Annotated in this window: 14 protein-coding genes; 7 read left to right on the forward strand and 7 right to left on the reverse strand. The window is 62.1% G+C overall.

The genetic code is table 11. The annotated features are described in order from the left end of the window. On the reverse strand, positions 1-276 hold a 276-nt coding region (locus R2855_04385; protein MEZ4530249.1), incomplete at its 3' end, for a hypothetical protein. A gap of 158 nt (positions 277-434) precedes the next feature. On the opposite strand from R2855_04385, the gene R2855_04390 reads away from it, so the two are divergent. Beyond that, positions 435-1,616 carry an aromatic acid exporter family protein gene (locus R2855_04390; protein ID MEZ4530250.1) on the forward strand — a complete coding sequence of 394 codons (1,182 nt, stop codon included), beginning with the start codon at positions 435-437 and terminating at the stop codon, positions 1,614-1,616. A 53-nt stretch (positions 1,617-1,669) separates the two neighbouring features. Here the strand turns inward: R2855_04390 and R2855_04395 are convergent, their stop codons facing one another. Continuing rightward, positions 1,670-2,647: a M23 family metallopeptidase gene (locus R2855_04395; GenBank protein MEZ4530251.1), complete on the reverse strand. Its 978-nt coding sequence runs from the start codon at positions 2,645-2,647 to the stop codon at positions 1,670-1,672. 200 nt (positions 2,648-2,847) lie between these two features. Here R2855_04395 and R2855_04400 point away from each other — a divergent pair, with 200 nt between their 5' ends. The 4 genes from R2855_04400 (at position 2,848) to R2855_04415 (ending at position 7,983) form a co-directional block, all read left to right on the forward strand. Beyond that, positions 2,848-5,901: an FAD-linked oxidase C-terminal domain-containing protein gene (locus R2855_04400; protein MEZ4530252.1), complete on the forward strand. Its 3,054-nt coding sequence runs from the start codon at positions 2,848-2,850 to the stop codon at positions 5,899-5,901. Positions 5,902-6,029: 128 nt separating this feature from the next. Then, positions 6,030-6,587, forward strand: a complete 558-nt coding sequence (locus R2855_04405; protein ID MEZ4530253.1) for an isochorismatase family protein — start codon at positions 6,030-6,032, stop codon at positions 6,585-6,587. Between the two features lie 301 nt (positions 6,588-6,888). Further along, a complete protein-coding gene (locus R2855_04410; GenBank protein MEZ4530254.1) occupies positions 6,889-7,404 on the forward strand; it encodes a hypothetical protein in 516 nt (171 codons plus the stop codon). A 51-nt stretch (positions 7,405-7,455) separates the two neighbouring features. After that, positions 7,456-7,983 (forward strand): hypothetical protein, encoded by a 528-nt coding sequence (locus R2855_04415; GenBank protein ID MEZ4530255.1) that lies wholly within the window; start codon positions 7,456-7,458, stop codon positions 7,981-7,983. Between the two features lie 86 nt (positions 7,984-8,069). Here the strand turns inward: R2855_04415 and R2855_04420 are convergent, their stop codons facing one another. Together R2855_04420 and R2855_04425 are read right to left on the reverse strand one after the other, a co-directional pair. Continuing rightward, positions 8,070-8,963 (reverse strand): hypothetical protein, encoded by an 894-nt coding sequence (locus R2855_04420; GenBank protein MEZ4530256.1) that lies wholly within the window; start codon positions 8,961-8,963, stop codon positions 8,070-8,072. A 202-nt stretch (positions 8,964-9,165) separates the two neighbouring features. Next, complete coding sequence (locus tag R2855_04425; GenBank protein ID MEZ4530257.1) at positions 9,166-10,308, reverse strand: neutral zinc metallopeptidase; 1,143 nt, start codon at positions 10,306-10,308, stop codon at positions 9,166-9,168. A gap of 143 nt (positions 10,309-10,451) precedes the next feature. Here R2855_04425 and R2855_04430 point away from each other — a divergent pair, with 143 nt between their 5' ends. After that, positions 10,452-11,141, forward strand: a complete 690-nt coding sequence (locus R2855_04430; GenBank protein ID MEZ4530258.1) for a hypothetical protein — start codon at positions 10,452-10,454, stop codon at positions 11,139-11,141. A 296-nt stretch (positions 11,142-11,437) separates the two neighbouring features. Continuing rightward, the gene (locus R2855_04435) at positions 11,438-12,595 is read left to right on the forward strand and encodes a citrate synthase/methylcitrate synthase (GenBank protein ID MEZ4530259.1); all 1,158 of its coding nucleotides are present in this window, start codon (positions 11,438-11,440) and stop codon (positions 12,593-12,595) included. A 130-nt stretch (positions 12,596-12,725) separates the two neighbouring features. Here R2855_04435 and R2855_04440 read toward each other — a convergent pair whose 3' ends face one another. From R2855_04440 to R2855_04450, 3 genes are read right to left on the reverse strand one after another with little or no spacing between them, the layout of a single operon-like run. Further along, the gene (locus R2855_04440) at positions 12,726-13,853 is read right to left on the reverse strand and encodes a glycosyltransferase (protein ID MEZ4530260.1); all 1,128 of its coding nucleotides are present in this window, start codon (positions 13,851-13,853) and stop codon (positions 12,726-12,728) included. Beyond that, complete coding sequence (locus tag R2855_04445) at positions 13,823-14,830, reverse strand: LLM class flavin-dependent oxidoreductase (protein MEZ4530261.1); 1,008 nt, start codon at positions 14,828-14,830, stop codon at positions 13,823-13,825. Before R2855_04445 ends, R2855_04440 begins: the two co-directional genes overlap by 31 nt. Further along, a complete protein-coding gene (locus tag R2855_04450) occupies positions 14,827-15,954 on the reverse strand; it encodes an NAD-binding protein (protein MEZ4530262.1) in 1,128 nt (375 codons plus the stop codon). The genes R2855_04445 and R2855_04450 overlap by 4 nt, the downstream gene beginning before the upstream one ends. Between the last annotated feature and the right edge of the window lie 15 nt (positions 15,955-15,969).

The raw sequence follows: 15,969 nt of genomic DNA on the forward strand, positions 1-15,969 counted from the left end.
ACTGGCCTGCGATCCGGTCCAGCCGATTGCCGGTTGGGCGGTGTAGTAGCTGTAGAAGAAAGCGGCGGACGACGATCTGGAAGAGATATCGACCGCCGGAACCGCTGCCGCCTGGACGATGTCGTCGCCCGCTGCGGCGATCACCATCCCATCAGCGAGATAGGGCGCTTCCCCGAGTACAGCGCCGTCTTGCGCAACGGCCTGTTCGACGGGCAACACAAAAAGACTTGCGGCCGCCATCCAGACCGCAAGTCCAAACGCAGTCAACCGACGCATTGGACAGTCCTCCCCGATTGGTCATCAGGAAGTACGCCTGCACCACGCAATTCCTTTTTGACCCATATTCACCATACTTCAATCGGGAAAGCGTTGGCAAACACCGATCGCACAGGACGCAAGAATTGCGATAAACAGTCGTCCCTCTGGTGGTTTTCGTGCGTGCAAAGCTGATTTTGATAGTCGAATACCTCACTGGGGTAAAGGGACCGCTCCGCTCTGCGCTCGACTGGTTTCGCGCGCATGGGTTGGGGGAGCGAGTCATCAAGAGCGCCCTGGCGGCGGTGATCGCGTGGCTGCTGGCGGGGTTGTTGCCAGACAACCCCGCGCCGATTCTGGCTCCGCTGACCGCTATCTTCTCGATCAACCTCACCATTGCCGGGAGCATGCGAGACGCGGTCCAGCGTGTGCTCGGAGTGGTCTTTGGCATCCTGCTGGCGGTCTTGATCAGCGAGTACATCGGCGCCAACTCATGGGCGATTTTTCTCGTCATCCTGATCTCGTTCTATGTAGGGCGGCGTCTTGGGCTCGATCCGAGCGGCATCCAGCAGATTGCCGTTTCTGCCTTGCTCATCGTTCTGGGCGCGGCCAGCAAGGCGATCGACGATGCGGCGGTCCTGCATCTTGCCAATACGTTGATCGGCACCGGGGTTGGGTTGCTGCTCAATGCGTCGGTGGCGCCCCCGAATCACTTGCCCGATGCCCGCCGCCGCCTGCTGGAGGTGGGAGAGGCAATCCAGGATGACCTGCGGATGCTGGCCGAAGCGGCGCGCACCGGTATCAGCAATGACGAAGCGCTCACGACGTTGCATCTGGCGCGTGAAACGAACGCCGAGCTCCTGGAACTGGATACCGCGCTCAATCAGGCACGGGAGAGTCTGCAATTCAACCTGCTTGGGCGGCGACAGCGTGATGTGCTGGGACTCTATCACCAGGCCGATCTTGCACTCGAGCATGCATCGATCCAGACCCGCATGATTGCCCGCGCGCTGGCGGATGCCACCGCGCAAGACGCGCCGCTCGGGTGGCTATTGGGAGATGCTTTGGGCGCTCCGTTAGCCGACTTGCTCGACATGGGGGTGGAAACGCTGGACGCGTATCTGACGCGCATCCGCGAAGGTGACCTGACGGGCGGATTTCCGATCGACACCGATCGGTTGACTGGCTATCAGGCCGCCATCGCTCGTCGTGCGGCGGATTTCGACGGCGAGCTGCGGCCTGGTGGCTGGATCTACCTTGGCGAGGTCGTGGCGTTGGCAACACAGCTCATCACCGATCTTTCCACGCCGACCGATCAATTGGAGCGAGTGCCGAACGTCGAGTCCTTCGAGCTCGCCTGAGTGAGTCGTTGTCGCAAGCCCACATTGCTGACATCTCGCTCCCGGTTCGATGGCTAACCGAGCAAGAGGTCGATGCGGATCGCGGCGGGACGGCCATCGGACTGGATGAATTCGTTGGTGGCGCGCAGTGCGGAGATCCAGCCGTTGGTTCCGTCTGGCAGCTCGACTTTGCACCAAACCTGATACGCGGTGGCGCTGGTTTCGAGGGTGGCCTCCGGTCCGGTATCGATTTCCAGCAGCGGCAAGCGCAACCCCGGTTCGAGCGTAACCGTTCTGTTCGCTTCGCCGGACCTCGAAGCACGCACGGGAAACTCGCTTCCCGATAGCGCCACCATCACCTCGGCGCCGGTGGGGATATCCGGTCCGTAGGCGCGCCCATAGATGACATGCAGTGGATTGAGCCAGCCAATCTCGGTCGGCAGGAGCTCGCTGTCGAAGGGCCAGTATCCGGGGCCGGGCGGACACTGATAGCCGCAGGGGTAGTCGTACCAGGGCGCATCGCCGTTGACGATCGATTCCGTCAGGAACGTGCGCATTTCGAAGTGCAAGTGACTGGGCGAGCGGCCGTCGGTCTTGTTCAGAACGCGGGCGATGAGCTGGCCGCGGGAGACCGTGTCACCCTCACCAACGAGCAATGCGTAGTCGAGATGGCCGTACATGGAGAGGACCCCGCCGTCATGCTGAATGATGACCACGCGGCCGGGATAGTCCGACCCGGCAAAGACCACAATTCCGTCCGCTACGGCGTAGACCGGCGCGCCCGCGGAATTGCCATCGAAATCGAGATACCAGTTCTCGCCGGTGTGCCACCAGCCGGGATAGAGGGAGGTGTTTTCGACATCGAACGCATGGCGAATGATGGTTCCGTCGCAGGGGATGGCCCCCTCCCAACCCAGCGGCAGGGCAAAGGCGGGGCTGTTTTGGGCGGCAGCCGTTCGCTGCTTCGCGCCAAACCCCGCCATTGCCGCAGAGGCGAGCAGTTTTCTTCGATCGATGCGCATCGTGTTCGTGTCGTCCTTTCCGGAGGGCATGCCTCGTCCTGGGGATATACGTCATCGGTCCGCTCGCGGGTTGGGTGCTTCGGTCTCCGAAGCGTGACTGGGCGTTCTTGGTGCTGCGTGCCGTGGTCAGCCCGCTCCCGTTGCTTTGGTACACTCGCGAGCGTCCCCGAGCGCCCTGTCCCGGGTTTCTTTCGACCGTGTTCCGGCCGTTCTGCAAGGGTCCAAGCCGCGTGTCAACTGCCACTGTCACCGCACCGAAATCAAACGTCTCTCGCGCCACGCTGGAAACGAGCCGCGTGCTGCAAGCAGAGCTGAAAGCGCGCATCAACGGCGAGGTCCGGTTCGACCGAACATCGCGGATGCTCTATTCCACCGACGCGTCCAACTATCAGATCGAACCGGTGGGCGTCGTGATTCCGCGGTCGATGGACGATGCGATTGGCGCGATCGAGCTGGCAGCCAGCCATGGGGTGCCGATTCTGCCGCGTGGTGGTGGATCGTCACTGGCCGGGCAGACGGTGGGCGCGGCGCTGGTGATCGACTTTTCCAAGTATCTCTCCCGCATCCACGATCTCAATGTGGAAGAGGGGACCGTGCTGGCCGAGCCGGGTCTCAATCTCGAAAGCCTGAACAACCAGCTGAAGGCCAACAAGCTGATGTTCGGGCCGGATCCTTCGTCGAGCAACCGCGCGACGATTGGCGGGGTGATTGGCAACAACTCGACTGGCGCGCATTCGATTCTCTACGGCATGACCGGGGACAACGTCCTCGCCGTGCGCGCCGCGTTGGCGACCGGCGGCGTGGCCGAACTGAGCCAGGTCTCGGCCGAGACACTGGCGGCGCAGGCAGCGGCAGACGATCCGCGCGGGCGCCTGCTGCGCGACATCCTGGCGTTCCGGGAGGCGAACCGCGATCTGATCGCGCGGGATTTCCCGCCTCACTGGCGGCGTTCGACAGGCTATTCGCTGAACGAGTTGCTCAAACCGGACGGGGAGTTCAACCCGGCCCGCTTGCTGGTTTCGTCCGAAGGCACCCTGGCGACGGTGCTGCAAGCACGCATGAAGCTGGCGCCAACCCCGAAGCAAACCGCGCTGGTGCTGTTGCAGTTTGCCGAACTGGTGCCGGCGATGGAAGCCACCAGTCACATCCTCGAATGCGAGCCCTCGGCGGTCGAGCTGATGGACCGCATGCTCATCGATCTCACCCGTGCCCAGCCGGGATATGCCAGCCGCATCTCGTTCATCGAGGGTAACCCGGCCGGGATCCTGGCGGTCGAGTTCTACGGAGAATCCGAAGCGGAGCTCGTCTCCAGGTGTGCCGCGCTGGAAGCTCATCTGAAGAAACACAAGGTCGCGATGAGCGCCGAGCCATTGCGCGTGCTGGACGCCAAGCGGCAAGCCGACATCTGGAAGGTGCGCAAGGACGGGTTGGGGCTGCTCTACTCGATTCGGGGCGATTACAAACCGATTCCGGTGATCGAGGATGTCTCCGTGCCGGTGGAGCACCTGCCCGAGTTCGTCGGCGCGGTCGAGCGGATGTGCGCCGAGCACGGCACGACCGCCGCCTATTACGCGCATGCGTCTGCCGGTTGTCTGCACATTCGCCCGCTCATCAATCTGAAGAGCGAAGACGGCATCCGGATGATGAAGGAGATGGCCGACGAGGCTGCCCAGATGGCGCACCGGTTTGGCGGGGTAATGTCCGGCGAGCATGGCGATGGGTTGCAGCGCTCAGAGCTGAACGAAGTCATCTTTGGTCCGGAGCTCTATCAGGCGATGCGCCAGTTCAAGGCGATCTTCGACCCAGACGGCATCATGAACCCCGGCAAGAAGGTCGATGCGCCGCCGATGACGGAGAACCTGCGACTGGGCGTCGACTATCACCCGGTCGAGCTGAAAACCCATATCGATTTCTCGCGCGAGGGCGGCTTCATGGCCGCGGTCGAGATGTGCAATGGCGCCGCGGTTTGCCGCAAGACCAAAGCCGGCACGATGTGTCCCTCCTACATGGCGACCAAAGACGAGATGGACACCACGCGGGCACGCGCAAATGCACTGCGCAACGCGCTGGCTGGCAACATCTTCGAACCAGCGGATTTGACCAGGAAAGAGACGTACGAGGTCATGGATCTCTGTCTCTCCTGTAAGGCTTGCAAGACCGAATGCCCGTCCAGTGTGGACATGGCCAAGCTCAAGATCGAGTTTCTGGCTCAGTACTACGAGGCGAACGGCGTGCCGACCAGGGCCAAGATCTTCGGCAATATCCACACACTCTCACGTTTGGGCTCGATGTTCGCGCCGGTCGCCAATTTGGCGTTGACCACTCCGCTGAGCGCGCCGGTGATGCGCGCGGTGGGAGTGCATCCCGAGCGCAAGATGTCGACCTTCAAGCACAACACGTTCGTGAAGCGCTGGAAGAAGCATGTGCGGGGGTTGCCGCCAAACCGTCCGACCAGAGGGGCGGTGGTCTATTTCCACGACACCTTCGCGACCTACAACTATCCGCATATTGGGATGGCGGCGGTCGAGCTTCTTGAAGCAGCCGGGTTCCAGGTCATCATCGAAGAACGGCGCGCGTGTTGCGGCCGTCCGATGCTCTCCAAGGGATTGGTCAACGATGCGCGCAAGAACGCGCGCAGAAACGTGGAATTGCTGGCGCCGCATGCACGCATGGGGATTCCCATCGTTGGCACCGAGCCGAGCTGCATTCTGACATTGCGTGACGAGTACATCGATCTCCTGCCGGGGAACGAAGACGCGCAATTGGTCGCAAAGCATGCCTTCATGATCGATGAGTATCTCGCCAAGCTGGATGCAGATGGCGAGCTGGGCATCAACTGGAAGGCGAGCGACCGTGATGACGTCTTCTTCCATGGGCATTGCCATCAGAAAGCGTTGATCGGGATGGGGCCGTCGATGTCGATCCTGAAGTCGGCAGGTTGCTCGGCGCAGGAGAGTGGCGCCGGATGTTGCGGCATGGCGGGTTCGTTTGGCTACGAGGCCGAGCATTACGACGTCTCGAAGCGGATCGGCGAAGAGCGGCTCTTCCCCGCGATCGACAAGCTGAACACCTCGACCACCGTGGCGGTGGCCGGAGTCTCCTGCCGGCAACAGATCGACCATTTCACTGGCCGGGATACCCGTCATATTGCAGAAGTGCTCGCCGACCGGATCGACAGATCCCGTCCGTGGAGTCCGCCGCCGACGCACACGCCGTTGCCCGAGGTCGAGCCGACTCCGGAAGCGCAGGCACATGCGGATCAAGTGGGAATCGAGGCGCCGTAGGGCAGAGACGGAGTTGGGCGTCTGGGAGCGGTCCTCGACAACTTACCAGGATGCGAACACATGATCTATACTGGTTTCTGCTCGCACCGAGCCGTTCTTTCGCTACAGTCGTTCGACGAGATGCCGCTATGACTACGCTTCCCAATCGTCCCAATACCGCCGTGCTCGTTATCGATGTCCAGAACGGGGTCGTGGCCAACGGGCACAACCGCGAGGCCGTCGTTGCCAACATCAACGAGGTGGTGGCGAAAGCACGTGCGGCGCAGGTGCCAGTGGTCTGGATTCAGCACGATGACGAGGGCCTGCCAAAGGGGAGCGACGATTGGGAGATCGTTCCAGAGCTCGTCCCCGGCGACGGTGAGCCGAGGATCGAAAAGCAGTACGGTGATTCGTTCGAGGCGACGATCCTCGATTCCCTGCTGGCAGGGCTTGGGGTCGGTAGCCTCGTGATTACGGGCGCCCAGACCGATGCTTGCGTGCGCTCGACGCTCCACGGAGCAGTGGCCCGGGGATACGATGCGCTGCTGGTTGGCGATGCGCACACCACCGACGACTTTAGCGCGTACGGGATGCCGCCAGCGGACAAGGTCATTGCGCACACGAATATGTATTGGCAATACCAAACGGCACCGGGCCGCACCATGGGTGTTCTGGCGGCGGCGGAGATTTCCTTCGACAACGTCTGAGCGTTTGCTGTGTCCTGCACCGCCCGCGTGCAATGGACAACGGCTCGGGCGAATTCGCCCGAGCCGTTGTCGTGATGCCCCGTAGGCAGGGAAAGCCCGGTAGCCGCTACTCCTCGGTGCCAGGTTCGTTCTCGTGCGACGGTTCCTGCCGGAGCCGTCGCGCGGTCAGATATGCAGCCAGCGCACCTGCGCCGGCAAGGAGGAACCCGCCTCCTTCGCTCGTGCTCCCGCTTCCGGTACCCGGCAGGGTGGAGACTGGCGGCGTGTAGGTCGTGCAGCATTTGGACGAGCAGCTGCCGTCATGACAGCAGCAGAGGCCGGAGTCGCAATCGCTGTCCTGCGCGCAACCAGGGACGCAGCAATTGGCGGAACAGGTACCGTCATTGCAGCAGCAGGCGTCCCAGGCGCAATCGTCGTTGCTTTGGCAATAGCAATCGCAGCTGCCTTCGACGCAGCCGCAGCCTTCGGGACAGCGGCGATTCGGGTCGAGCCCGATGGCTGCGTCGTCGATACAGCATTCGATGTCGCGGCACTGGCCAGCGCAGCAGATCGATCCCGTGGGGCATTCATGATCGCTGCAGCATGCAGCGCATACCGATCCATTCCCGGTATCGCAGCAGACAAGGCCATCGCAGCAGTCGAGTTGGGCGGGCCAATCGTCGCTGGCCGCGGACACTTCCAACAGACCGCACACCTCGCCAAATCCAACACAGCATTCACCGTCGGAAACGCAGATGTTGTCGCAGCAGACCAGGCTACCGCGTTCACACGGCACGCAGTCGCCCTGATGGCAGAGTTCGCACGATCCGCAATCTGAATCGTCGCAGCACTCCGAGCAGAACAGTTCATTGCCTTCGCAGCACGCCACTTGCCCTTCCGGGCAAAGAATCGAGTCTGGCACGCAGGCGCCATCGAGGCAGGTTGCGCAATCGCCACAGTCAAGTGGCTGGCATGCGCCACCGTCGATACAACGCTCGCATGGTTCACAATCGTCGGTGCTGCAGCATTCCTGGCAGATTCCGGCGCAGCAGAGGAGACCGGCCGCACACTGGGTGGCGCAGGCGCCGCAGTTCGCGGCATCGCTTCCGAGGTCGACGCACATGTCATTGCAGAGAACTTGCCGCTCTGGGCATTGAGCGGTTGCCTGGTCGAGCCTGGTGGCGGCAGCCCCGCCCAGGATGGCTCCCCCGGCGAAGATCTTGAGGACTTTGCGGCGAGTGTGCCCCTCGGCCAACAGACGCGTCCACGCGTCGAATCGCTTATCGTCCATGTGAATACCCTCCTGTTCGAACTGGTCCTCTCCGTCAAGGTCCGTTCGATCGAAGGCCAACTGGACCTTCACGGGGGGCACCCTTGGATACTACGCCTGCGCTCGGGAACAGGAGAATTTGGGTAGGGGTGCGACACCGACACAAGGCACGACCTGTCGATGCGCGGCATGATGCCCGGGGATCACAGGGGTGAGCGTTGTCGGCGCGCCGTCTATTGATAGATAACGATGTCTGGCGGTGGCGCGAGGGCCAGAACCTCTTCCGGCGTCATGAGCGGGACGTCCTGCTGGTACCAGAGCTTGAACCCGTAGAAGTCGAACGGCACTTCGCCGGCGACCACGTTGTAGGTCTCCGTCTTGGCGACCGGATCGCCCCAGCCGTCGACTTCGAGCACGAACTGCACGCCATCCGGGACGACGATCTGGTCCTTGTTCGTGATCGAGTAGAGATTGAACTGATGGACGATCAGGATCTTGGGCGGCAGGCCGTTTTCGGCTGAGATGTTGGCGAGCTCCTGCAGGGCCCAGTTGACATCGGCAGCGTCGATCTGACCAAGCACCTCGCCGGGGACTTCGCCCTCGTTGACACTGAACTCCGGATCGAGCGCCAGATGGACATGGGGATAGAGCAGGTATTCACGCACGGCGTGCAGCTCTTGCTCGGTGGTGTTGTAGCCGTACTGCATGTCGAGAATCAGCAGCAAGTCGTTGGCCGCGGTGAAGTCGACATATTCCTGAATCCAGTCCGGGCTGGTGTATTCGAGGTAGTTGCCATCCGCGCCGGCGTCGCGTTGCGCGACCGAGGCGATCACCTCGTAGGCCAGCTTGACGGGACGGGTGGGATCGGCTGCTTCATAGGCCGCGGCCTGGTCTTGCAGGATCGGGAGCAGATCTTCCTTGGCGTATTCGCCAAGGATTCCCATGAGCTCGTTGGTGGGAAAGCCGTAGTAGGAGAGGATGCGATTCGCCGGGAGCAGGTAGCCGTCGTCCGCGCTGGTTCCATCGCTCTGCGCCACGACGCGAGAAAAACTCGGGGCGAGCGCGGCAGCGGAAAGGGCCGCCGATCCTATCAGGAACGATCGTCGCGAAGGAGTCGATGGCCGCACGATTGCAGGATCCTTTCCATGGGAGCGCTGATCGAAAGGCGAACGCTCCAGCTCCGCTGGTGAGAACGGAGTTGGAGCGTTCAGTATCAGTAACGCACGAAACGCCGAAAATGGTCTCATTTACGAACGAATGCTGGGTCGGAGGCTATCTCCGTTCCGGGTCAGATGCGTTGGACACTCGACCCTGGACCCTGGACAGCAACTAGATCAGCAAGTTGCATGCCAGGAATCCGTCGTTGTACCCGCCCATGATGGCGGAGACGCGTTGTTCTCCGTTGCCGTGCGCTTGTTCGTCGTACTCGCCGATGTATTGCGGATCGCCAAGCATCTGGATGGCAAAGGTGGCCGCTTGCTCGATGTCACCTGGCTCGATCACGCCACGGCCCTCGGCATCGCGCGCCCAGGCGCCGGCCATGCAGTCGGCCATGAGCTCGAGCTCGATGCTGTAGACATCGTTCCAGGTGGTCGGCTGAGACGTGCGGTTGAGGCCGATGCCGGACTGGACATGATGGGCCCATTCATGGGCGATGACGAACGCCGCGGCGAAGTAGTAGCCCTGGTCCTTCAGATCGTCGAGTAGCTTCTCGTCCAGGTACATCTTGGTATCGAGTGGGCAATAGAACCCCCAGAAGCCGGTCGACGCCGGGCCGCACGCGCTCTGCACTGTGTCACCCTCGGCCACGATTACGACACCAGGGGACTGGTAATCGTATTCGGTGTAGCTGATGACATCGCGCCAGAAGGCATCGAGATCGTTGACCGTGTTGACCAGAAAGTCGCCATCCTGCAGCGGCGTGGTCAGCACCGATCCGGATGTGCCGTTGCCGGTGGTGGCGGTGTTGGTGTTGCCATACGTGTCGATCGCGGCCTGGACCATCTCGGCCGAATTGCCGAAGAACCAGCCCCAATTGCCATCGGCGTCAGGCGCCAGATAGATCGCGTCCTGGACGTAGGCTTGTTGGCCGGTCTGATCGACGATCGGCTGCACGAAGGTGACCTTCGCGGCCGGGCTGTACGTCTTGCCGGTGACGGGCCAGGTGTATTCGACGATTTCGATGCTGATGACCTGGGGCACACCGGCCTGGGCCTGGGTATAGGCGGCATCGAAGAGCCCAACCACGGCCGAGCGTGGTGCAACCTCCTTGGAATCAGGATGCATAAGGTCGTACATCGCATTGAAATCGCGCGACCCAGCGAGATTCAGGATGTTGCGCGCTGCTTCGCCTGCGAGCGCCTGGTACTGCAGGGTGGACGAGTCCACCGCCGTGGTTTGCGCACGTGCGGGTGCAGCGATTCCCAGCAGCATGATCCCAATGATCAGGATCGACATCAATCGATTGCGCATTTGGTGTCCTTTTCCGGCCCGATCTGTCCCTGGGGCTTGGGATACTCGTCAATACGGATTCGTTATAGTAATGGTTACCGTAGCACAACACGCCTGCCCAAGTGGGACACGTTGGTAGTTGTTGCCGAAGGAGGACGATTTTCATGGTTCAAGGACTGTTCGGCGGCGGCGCCGCCGGTGAAGAGGAAAAGGCGAAGGCGCAGGATTTCATCAAGCGGTACCAGACGGGCAAGCCTGACGAGGGGTACACCGAGGAAGAAGCAATCCAGCAATTGCAAGCGGTGGCCAAGGTGGCCACTCCAGAGCAGATGCAGGAGGCATTCAAGCAGTCGGTGGCCAACCTGCCCGACGACCAGCGAGCGCAGTTCAACCAGATGCTGCAAGATCGAAAAGCCGGCACCGGCATGATCGACATCGAGCGGTCGGGTGAGCGCAAGGAAGTCAGCTCGCGTGATTCCGGCGGCGGCGGGGGCGACTCTGTCGGCCTCGATGATCTGCTCGGCGGTCTGCTGGGCGGAATGGCTGGTGGCGCGGCAGGCGGTTCCAGCGGCGGCGGGGGCCTTGGCGACATCCTCGGCGGTTTGCTGGGCGGCGCGAGCGGCAATGCTGGCGCGACCAGTGGCGGTGGATCCGGCAGCGGAGGGCTTGGCGACGTCCTCGGACAGGTTCTTGGGGGAGGCACGGCCGCCGCGGCGCCGCAGCCGCAGCCGAAGGACGATTCGGGGGGCGGCCTTGGTGACATGCTCGGCGGCTTGCTCAGCAGCCCGATTGGCAAAGCGGTGCTCGCCGGCACCGCGGCCTATGCCATGAAGGAAGTGCTCGGCCAGAAGTAGGCCGAATTCATCGCTCAATCGATGCGACCAGATGGGCGGGAGCCAAACGGCCCCGCCCATCGTTGCATTCTGTGAGTTTTTCCCGCGTTTGCTGTCCCGGAACGAACCCGAAAGTGCTAGGATTTGGTGTTGACAACTGCGGACCCATGCCATCAGCGCAGCGTCCGCAATCGGGGCATTGCGGCCCCGCATGTAAGCCGGAGCGCGCTTTGCGCACGGTGTTCGCTGACAGGGCGCCAGTTCACCAGCCGCGCTGAACCGGTCGCTTCCTGAAGCTTTGAGGAGCGAGACAACAGATGACTGGATCGACCGCGACCCTTACCGAGGCCCCTCTCCCCAAGCCCGAAGGTCTCGAAGGTGTCGTCGCGGCTTCGACGGCATTGAGCCATGTCTTTGGTGAGGAAGGGCGGCTCGTCTACCGCGGATACGATATCCACGAGTTGGCGAACAATGCCACCTTCGAAGAAGTTGCCTACCTTCTGTGGGTAGGGCATCTTCCGACCCAGAGCGAGTTGGTCAAGTTTCAGGCCAAGCTGGATGCCAGCCGCATGTTGCCCGATGCCGCAATCGAGGTGCTGCGGCAGATGCCGGCCGATGCGCAACCGATGGACGTGTTGCGCACCGGAATCTCGTCGGTTGGGCCTCTGTTGCCGACCGTTTTCGCAGACACCCCCGATCTCGACCAGGCCATGAGCCTCTCGGCCCTGTTCCCCTCTGTGCTGGCGACCTTCTTCCGGCTGCGCCAGGGGCTGGAGCCGGTCAAGCCAGTGGCAGGCATGAACTCCGCCCAGAGCTACCTCTACCAACTCTTCGGCACCGAGCCAGATGAGCGCCATTGGAAGCCATTGCAGACCTATCTCATCCTGCTGGCCGATCACGGCATGAATGCCTCGACCTTCACCGCCCGGGTCATTGCTTCGACACAGTCGGACATCGTTTCGGCGCTGACCGGTGCGATCGGCGCGCTCAAGGGTCCGTTGCACGGCGGCGCCCCCTCCAAAGTACTGGACATGCTGAATGAGATCGGCACGGCGCAGAATGTGGAGCCGTGGCTGACAGCGGCGTTCGATCGTGGGGACCGGCTGATGGGCTTCGGACACCGGGTCTACAAGGCTGAGGATCCGCGCGCCGACATCTTGCGCGAGATGGCCCGCACCGCCAGCGATCCGGACTTCTTCGATCTTTCGCTGGAGACCGAGACCGTGGCTCTGCGCATGTTGAATGAGCGCAAGCCGGGCCGCCGACTCTACACCAACGTCGAGTTCTACTCGGCGGCGGTGCTGGCCGCGGTTGGACTGCCGGGCGACATGTTCACCCCCACCTTCGCGGTGGCGCGGTCGGTCGGTTGGAGCGCGCATGTGCTCGAGCAGGTGTCGAACAATCGCCTGATCCGACCACAGTCCGAGTTCGTCGGCGAGCTTGGCAAGAAGTACGTCCCGGTGAACGAACGGTAACCTCAGCGACGTTGACAACCGCATGAATCACGGCGGCCGGGGCACCTGCCCCGGCCGTTTTCGTTTCGCTGGAGGTGTCGTCGTTGCCAGGACGTTGCTCGCACGCAGCTGGGCGCTTGATCAGAGCTGGTCAGGCGCTCTCGTTCGCGCGGAGCTTTGCGATCACGATCCAGTCGTTCTCGTAGAGCACGTCGTGTTCGGCTCGGAGCAGCCCGCAAAGCTCACCCAGGTTGGTGCCGCTCCAGGTCCGTGGTCCTTGCACCGCCATGTAGTCGATGCCGTTGGCGCTGGTTTCATCGATGAAGGTACGGAAGTCTGTCTCTGTCCGATCTGGGGAGCGAATCGCGTCCGGAGGTCGATAGACCGGCCGGGCGGGACGGAGATCCTCCCGGTCGTACAACGGACCGCCGACCAACGCCAGCGGAGCGTTCTTGGGCAACAGCTTGCCGATGCGGGCTTCGGCGTTCGCAATCTCGTTCAGCCGCTGATAGAAGGTGTTCTTGCGTCGCCAGCGCGCAATCGATACCTGCTCTCCCTGTTCCGTCAGGTATGCGTGCAGATGAGTGGCGCGCAGCTCCCAGTCTTTGCGGCGTCTCCCGGCGCCAAAGTTGGACGAGACATTGCTGCCATGAACGCGGTAACGGGTTAGCGGCTCATCGACCGAGCGGAAGGATCCAAAGAAGGGGGAGAACGCGAAAAGGTACGCATCGACGATGTTCCGGAAATCAGATTCAGGAACGGGCATGACCTGTTCGAGGAATGATTTGCGCCAGAAGTTTCCCGATTGCGCTGGCGTGTAGTGGCTGGCCGGTCCGACTTTGAGCGCATTGGCTCGGAAGTTGCCATCGGGGAGGTGACTGAACCTGATCTCTCCGGTTGGCGCGCCATTCCGGTCGATGATGGTAAACGGCCAGCAGACTTTGATGACATCGGGATCGGAGAACGCGCCGATCGTCTTTTCGATGGCTGTTGGTTCGAGAATGTCGTCTGAATCGAGCAGGATGACGGTTTCACCGGTCAGGAGCGGAAACCCCAGGTTCGTCCCGGACGCCTGACCGCCGTTTTCTTTGAAGACCGGTGTGATCGCATCGCCGTAGGTTTGCATGATCAGCGCCGATTCATCGGTCGAGCCATCGTCCACCACGACGACTTGCACGTTCGGCCAGGTTTGTCCAAGAGCGCTGTCGATCGCTTCGGCCAGGTAACGGCCATAGTTGTAGTTGACGATCAGAATCGAGGCGGTGGTGGGGGCGTGCATGTTTCGACAACCTTGGGCATGACCTCGGTGGCGAGCAACTCGATCGTGTCGTCGTCGGTGCCGAGAATATTGGCGATGAAGTATTGATATCCAAGCGCGGCCTGGGCCTGGTAGAAGGCGACGGCGCGGTCCGGTGTGACGGCCAGCATGGCATCACCCCAGGAAGCGACGGTTTCCGCTGGCCAGGCGGAGAGCTTCTGCTCGATTTCCCGTTCGGAGCGTCCAAGCACCAGCGGCATGGTGAACTGGCTGCGCAGAACCGCCTCAGCGGGACGGCCGAACTGCTCGCAATAGGTCGCCAGCACCGCGAACTTGCGGCGAATGTCCTCGTCCGAGACTGCCATGCCAATCGAGCCGTGCGCGCCCATGTTGGACGCATCCGCGTACTGGGCGACCTGGCGCAGGGTGACTTTCTCGCCACCGCCAGCCAGCAGGATCGGCACCCGTGGTTGCTGCACCGGCGGGAGAAAGGTTCCCGGAGAGTCCACCGACCATTGCTGGCCGTCGAACTTGAACGGCTCGCCGCTGAAGAGTCCGCGCACGATGGCGATCGTCTCGTCCATTCCCTGGAGCCGCTCGGCGACCGGTGGGAATGGAATGCCCATCTCGTGGAACTCGTTCTTGACATGCCCGATACCAAGCCCCAGCACGAGCCGGCCATTGGAGAGCCGGTCGACATCGGCGGCCTGGCGCGCCAGCAGGTAGGGCGAACGGTAATAGATGCAATCGACCGCCAGTCCGAGCCGGATCGTGCTCGTGACCGCGGCGAGTGCGCTGAGGGCGGTCCAGCAATCGGCATTCGCGCCCGGGTGGTCGTAGCTGAAATAGCCATCGAACCCGGCAGACTCCATCTGCTGCACGAGCGAAAGAAAGTGCCGCCAATCGGGCGGTTGTGGGTAGATGCTGACGCCGAAGCGGACGGCGTCGATTCCCTCCGCGACCCAGGGATGGATGTCACGCGGGGTGAGATCGATCATGCATGCTCTCCATTTGATTCCATTCGGCGGGTGACGGAATCCTGGACGGTGAGTTTGTAGTAGACGATGACATCACCGGGCTCCAGCAGTAGATCATCCAGCCCATCGCAGATGAAATCGGGTGGGCGGGAGACGCCCATCACCAGCACATCGCGAAAGCCGGGGAGATCCCTGATTTTTTCGCCAGCTTCTTTCGCGGTGACGTTACGCACCTGCCGATCGGTCCATCCCTTGCCGAGCACATGTTCCACATACCAGGGAACGGATTGTGTCTCAGCAGCCGCGGCCATCAATCGTCCTCCCATCACCGCCGGCGCGATCACACGATCGGCTCCGGCCTGGTAGAGGAGTTTCAGGTTCTCCTCTTCCATGCCGGCGACGACCAGATTGACGTCGGGCTCGATATCGTTGACGGTGAGGCAGATGAGCACCGCGGTGTCGTCTCGCCCCGGGGCAACCAACACCGACTCCGCTTTGTGGACACCGGCGCGGCGCAAGGTCTCCTCCTCGGTGGCATCGCCAAAGAACGCGCTGAAACCGTCCGAAAGCGCGCGGTCCACCGATTCACGCATGCGGTCGATGACCACGATGTCACTCTTCGGTTTGCCCTGTGAGATGAGCGTAGAGGCCGCGGCGCGACCCGTGGTGCCGTAACCGCAGATGATGGTGTGCTTTTCGACCCGCTTGTTCAGTTCGCTCACGTCGCGCTCCTCTGTCCGGCGCATCAGGAAAACAGAAATCTCGTAGGCAAAGCCAAAGAAAAGAACGAGGAAGATGAGACGAACCGGCGTGAGAAAGATGGTGTTGAACAATCGCGCCTGTGCCGAGACCGGCACAATGTCGCCGTAGCCGACGGTCGTGAGCGACGTGGCAGCGTAGTAGACGGAATCGAGCAGCGAGAGCGTCTCGCCCGGATGCGAATTGTCGACGAAGCCATCTCGCTCCACATAGACCGACAACGTGACGATCAAAATGGTGAGTGCCGCCAGGCCCAGTCGGATGCCCAGGCGCCGCTGCAGCGATGTCTGGGGCCGCATGAGCGTGCCACCGTGCCGGAGGGTCGTCCTGGCAGGGAGATGATCTTGTTTCTGGCTGCTACCGGAAATGATGTCTGATGCCTGCACGGAATCTCGCGCTCC

It is taken from the genome of Thermomicrobiales bacterium (assembly GCA_041390825.1).
Taxonomy (GTDB): Bacteria; Chloroflexota; Chloroflexia; order Thermomicrobiales; family UBA6265; genus JAMLHN01.

Coding starts and splice junctions, on each gene's coding strand:
- R2855_04440 (MEZ4530260.1), bottom strand. CDS start 13,853: ATGCACGCCCCCACCACCGCCTCGATTCTGATCGTCAACTACAACTAT.
- R2855_04430 (MEZ4530258.1), top strand. CDS start 10,452: ATGGTTCAAGGACTGTTCGGCGGCGGCGCCGCCGGTGAAGAGGAAAAG.
- R2855_04425 (MEZ4530257.1), bottom strand. CDS start 10,308: ATGCGCAATCGATTGATGTCGATCCTGATCATTGGGATCATGCTGCTG.
- R2855_04445 (MEZ4530261.1), bottom strand. CDS start 14,830: ATGATCGATCTCACCCCGCGTGACATCCATCCCTGGGTCGCGGAGGGA.
- R2855_04395 (MEZ4530251.1), bottom strand. CDS start 2,647: ATGCCCTCCGGAAAGGACGACACGAACACGATGCGCATCGATCGAAGA.
- R2855_04405 (MEZ4530253.1), top strand. CDS start 6,030: ATGACTACGCTTCCCAATCGTCCCAATACCGCCGTGCTCGTTATCGAT.
- R2855_04410 (MEZ4530254.1), top strand. CDS start 6,889: ATGACAGCAGCAGAGGCCGGAGTCGCAATCGCTGTCCTGCGCGCAACC.
- R2855_04435 (MEZ4530259.1), top strand. CDS start 11,438: ATGACTGGATCGACCGCGACCCTTACCGAGGCCCCTCTCCCCAAGCCC.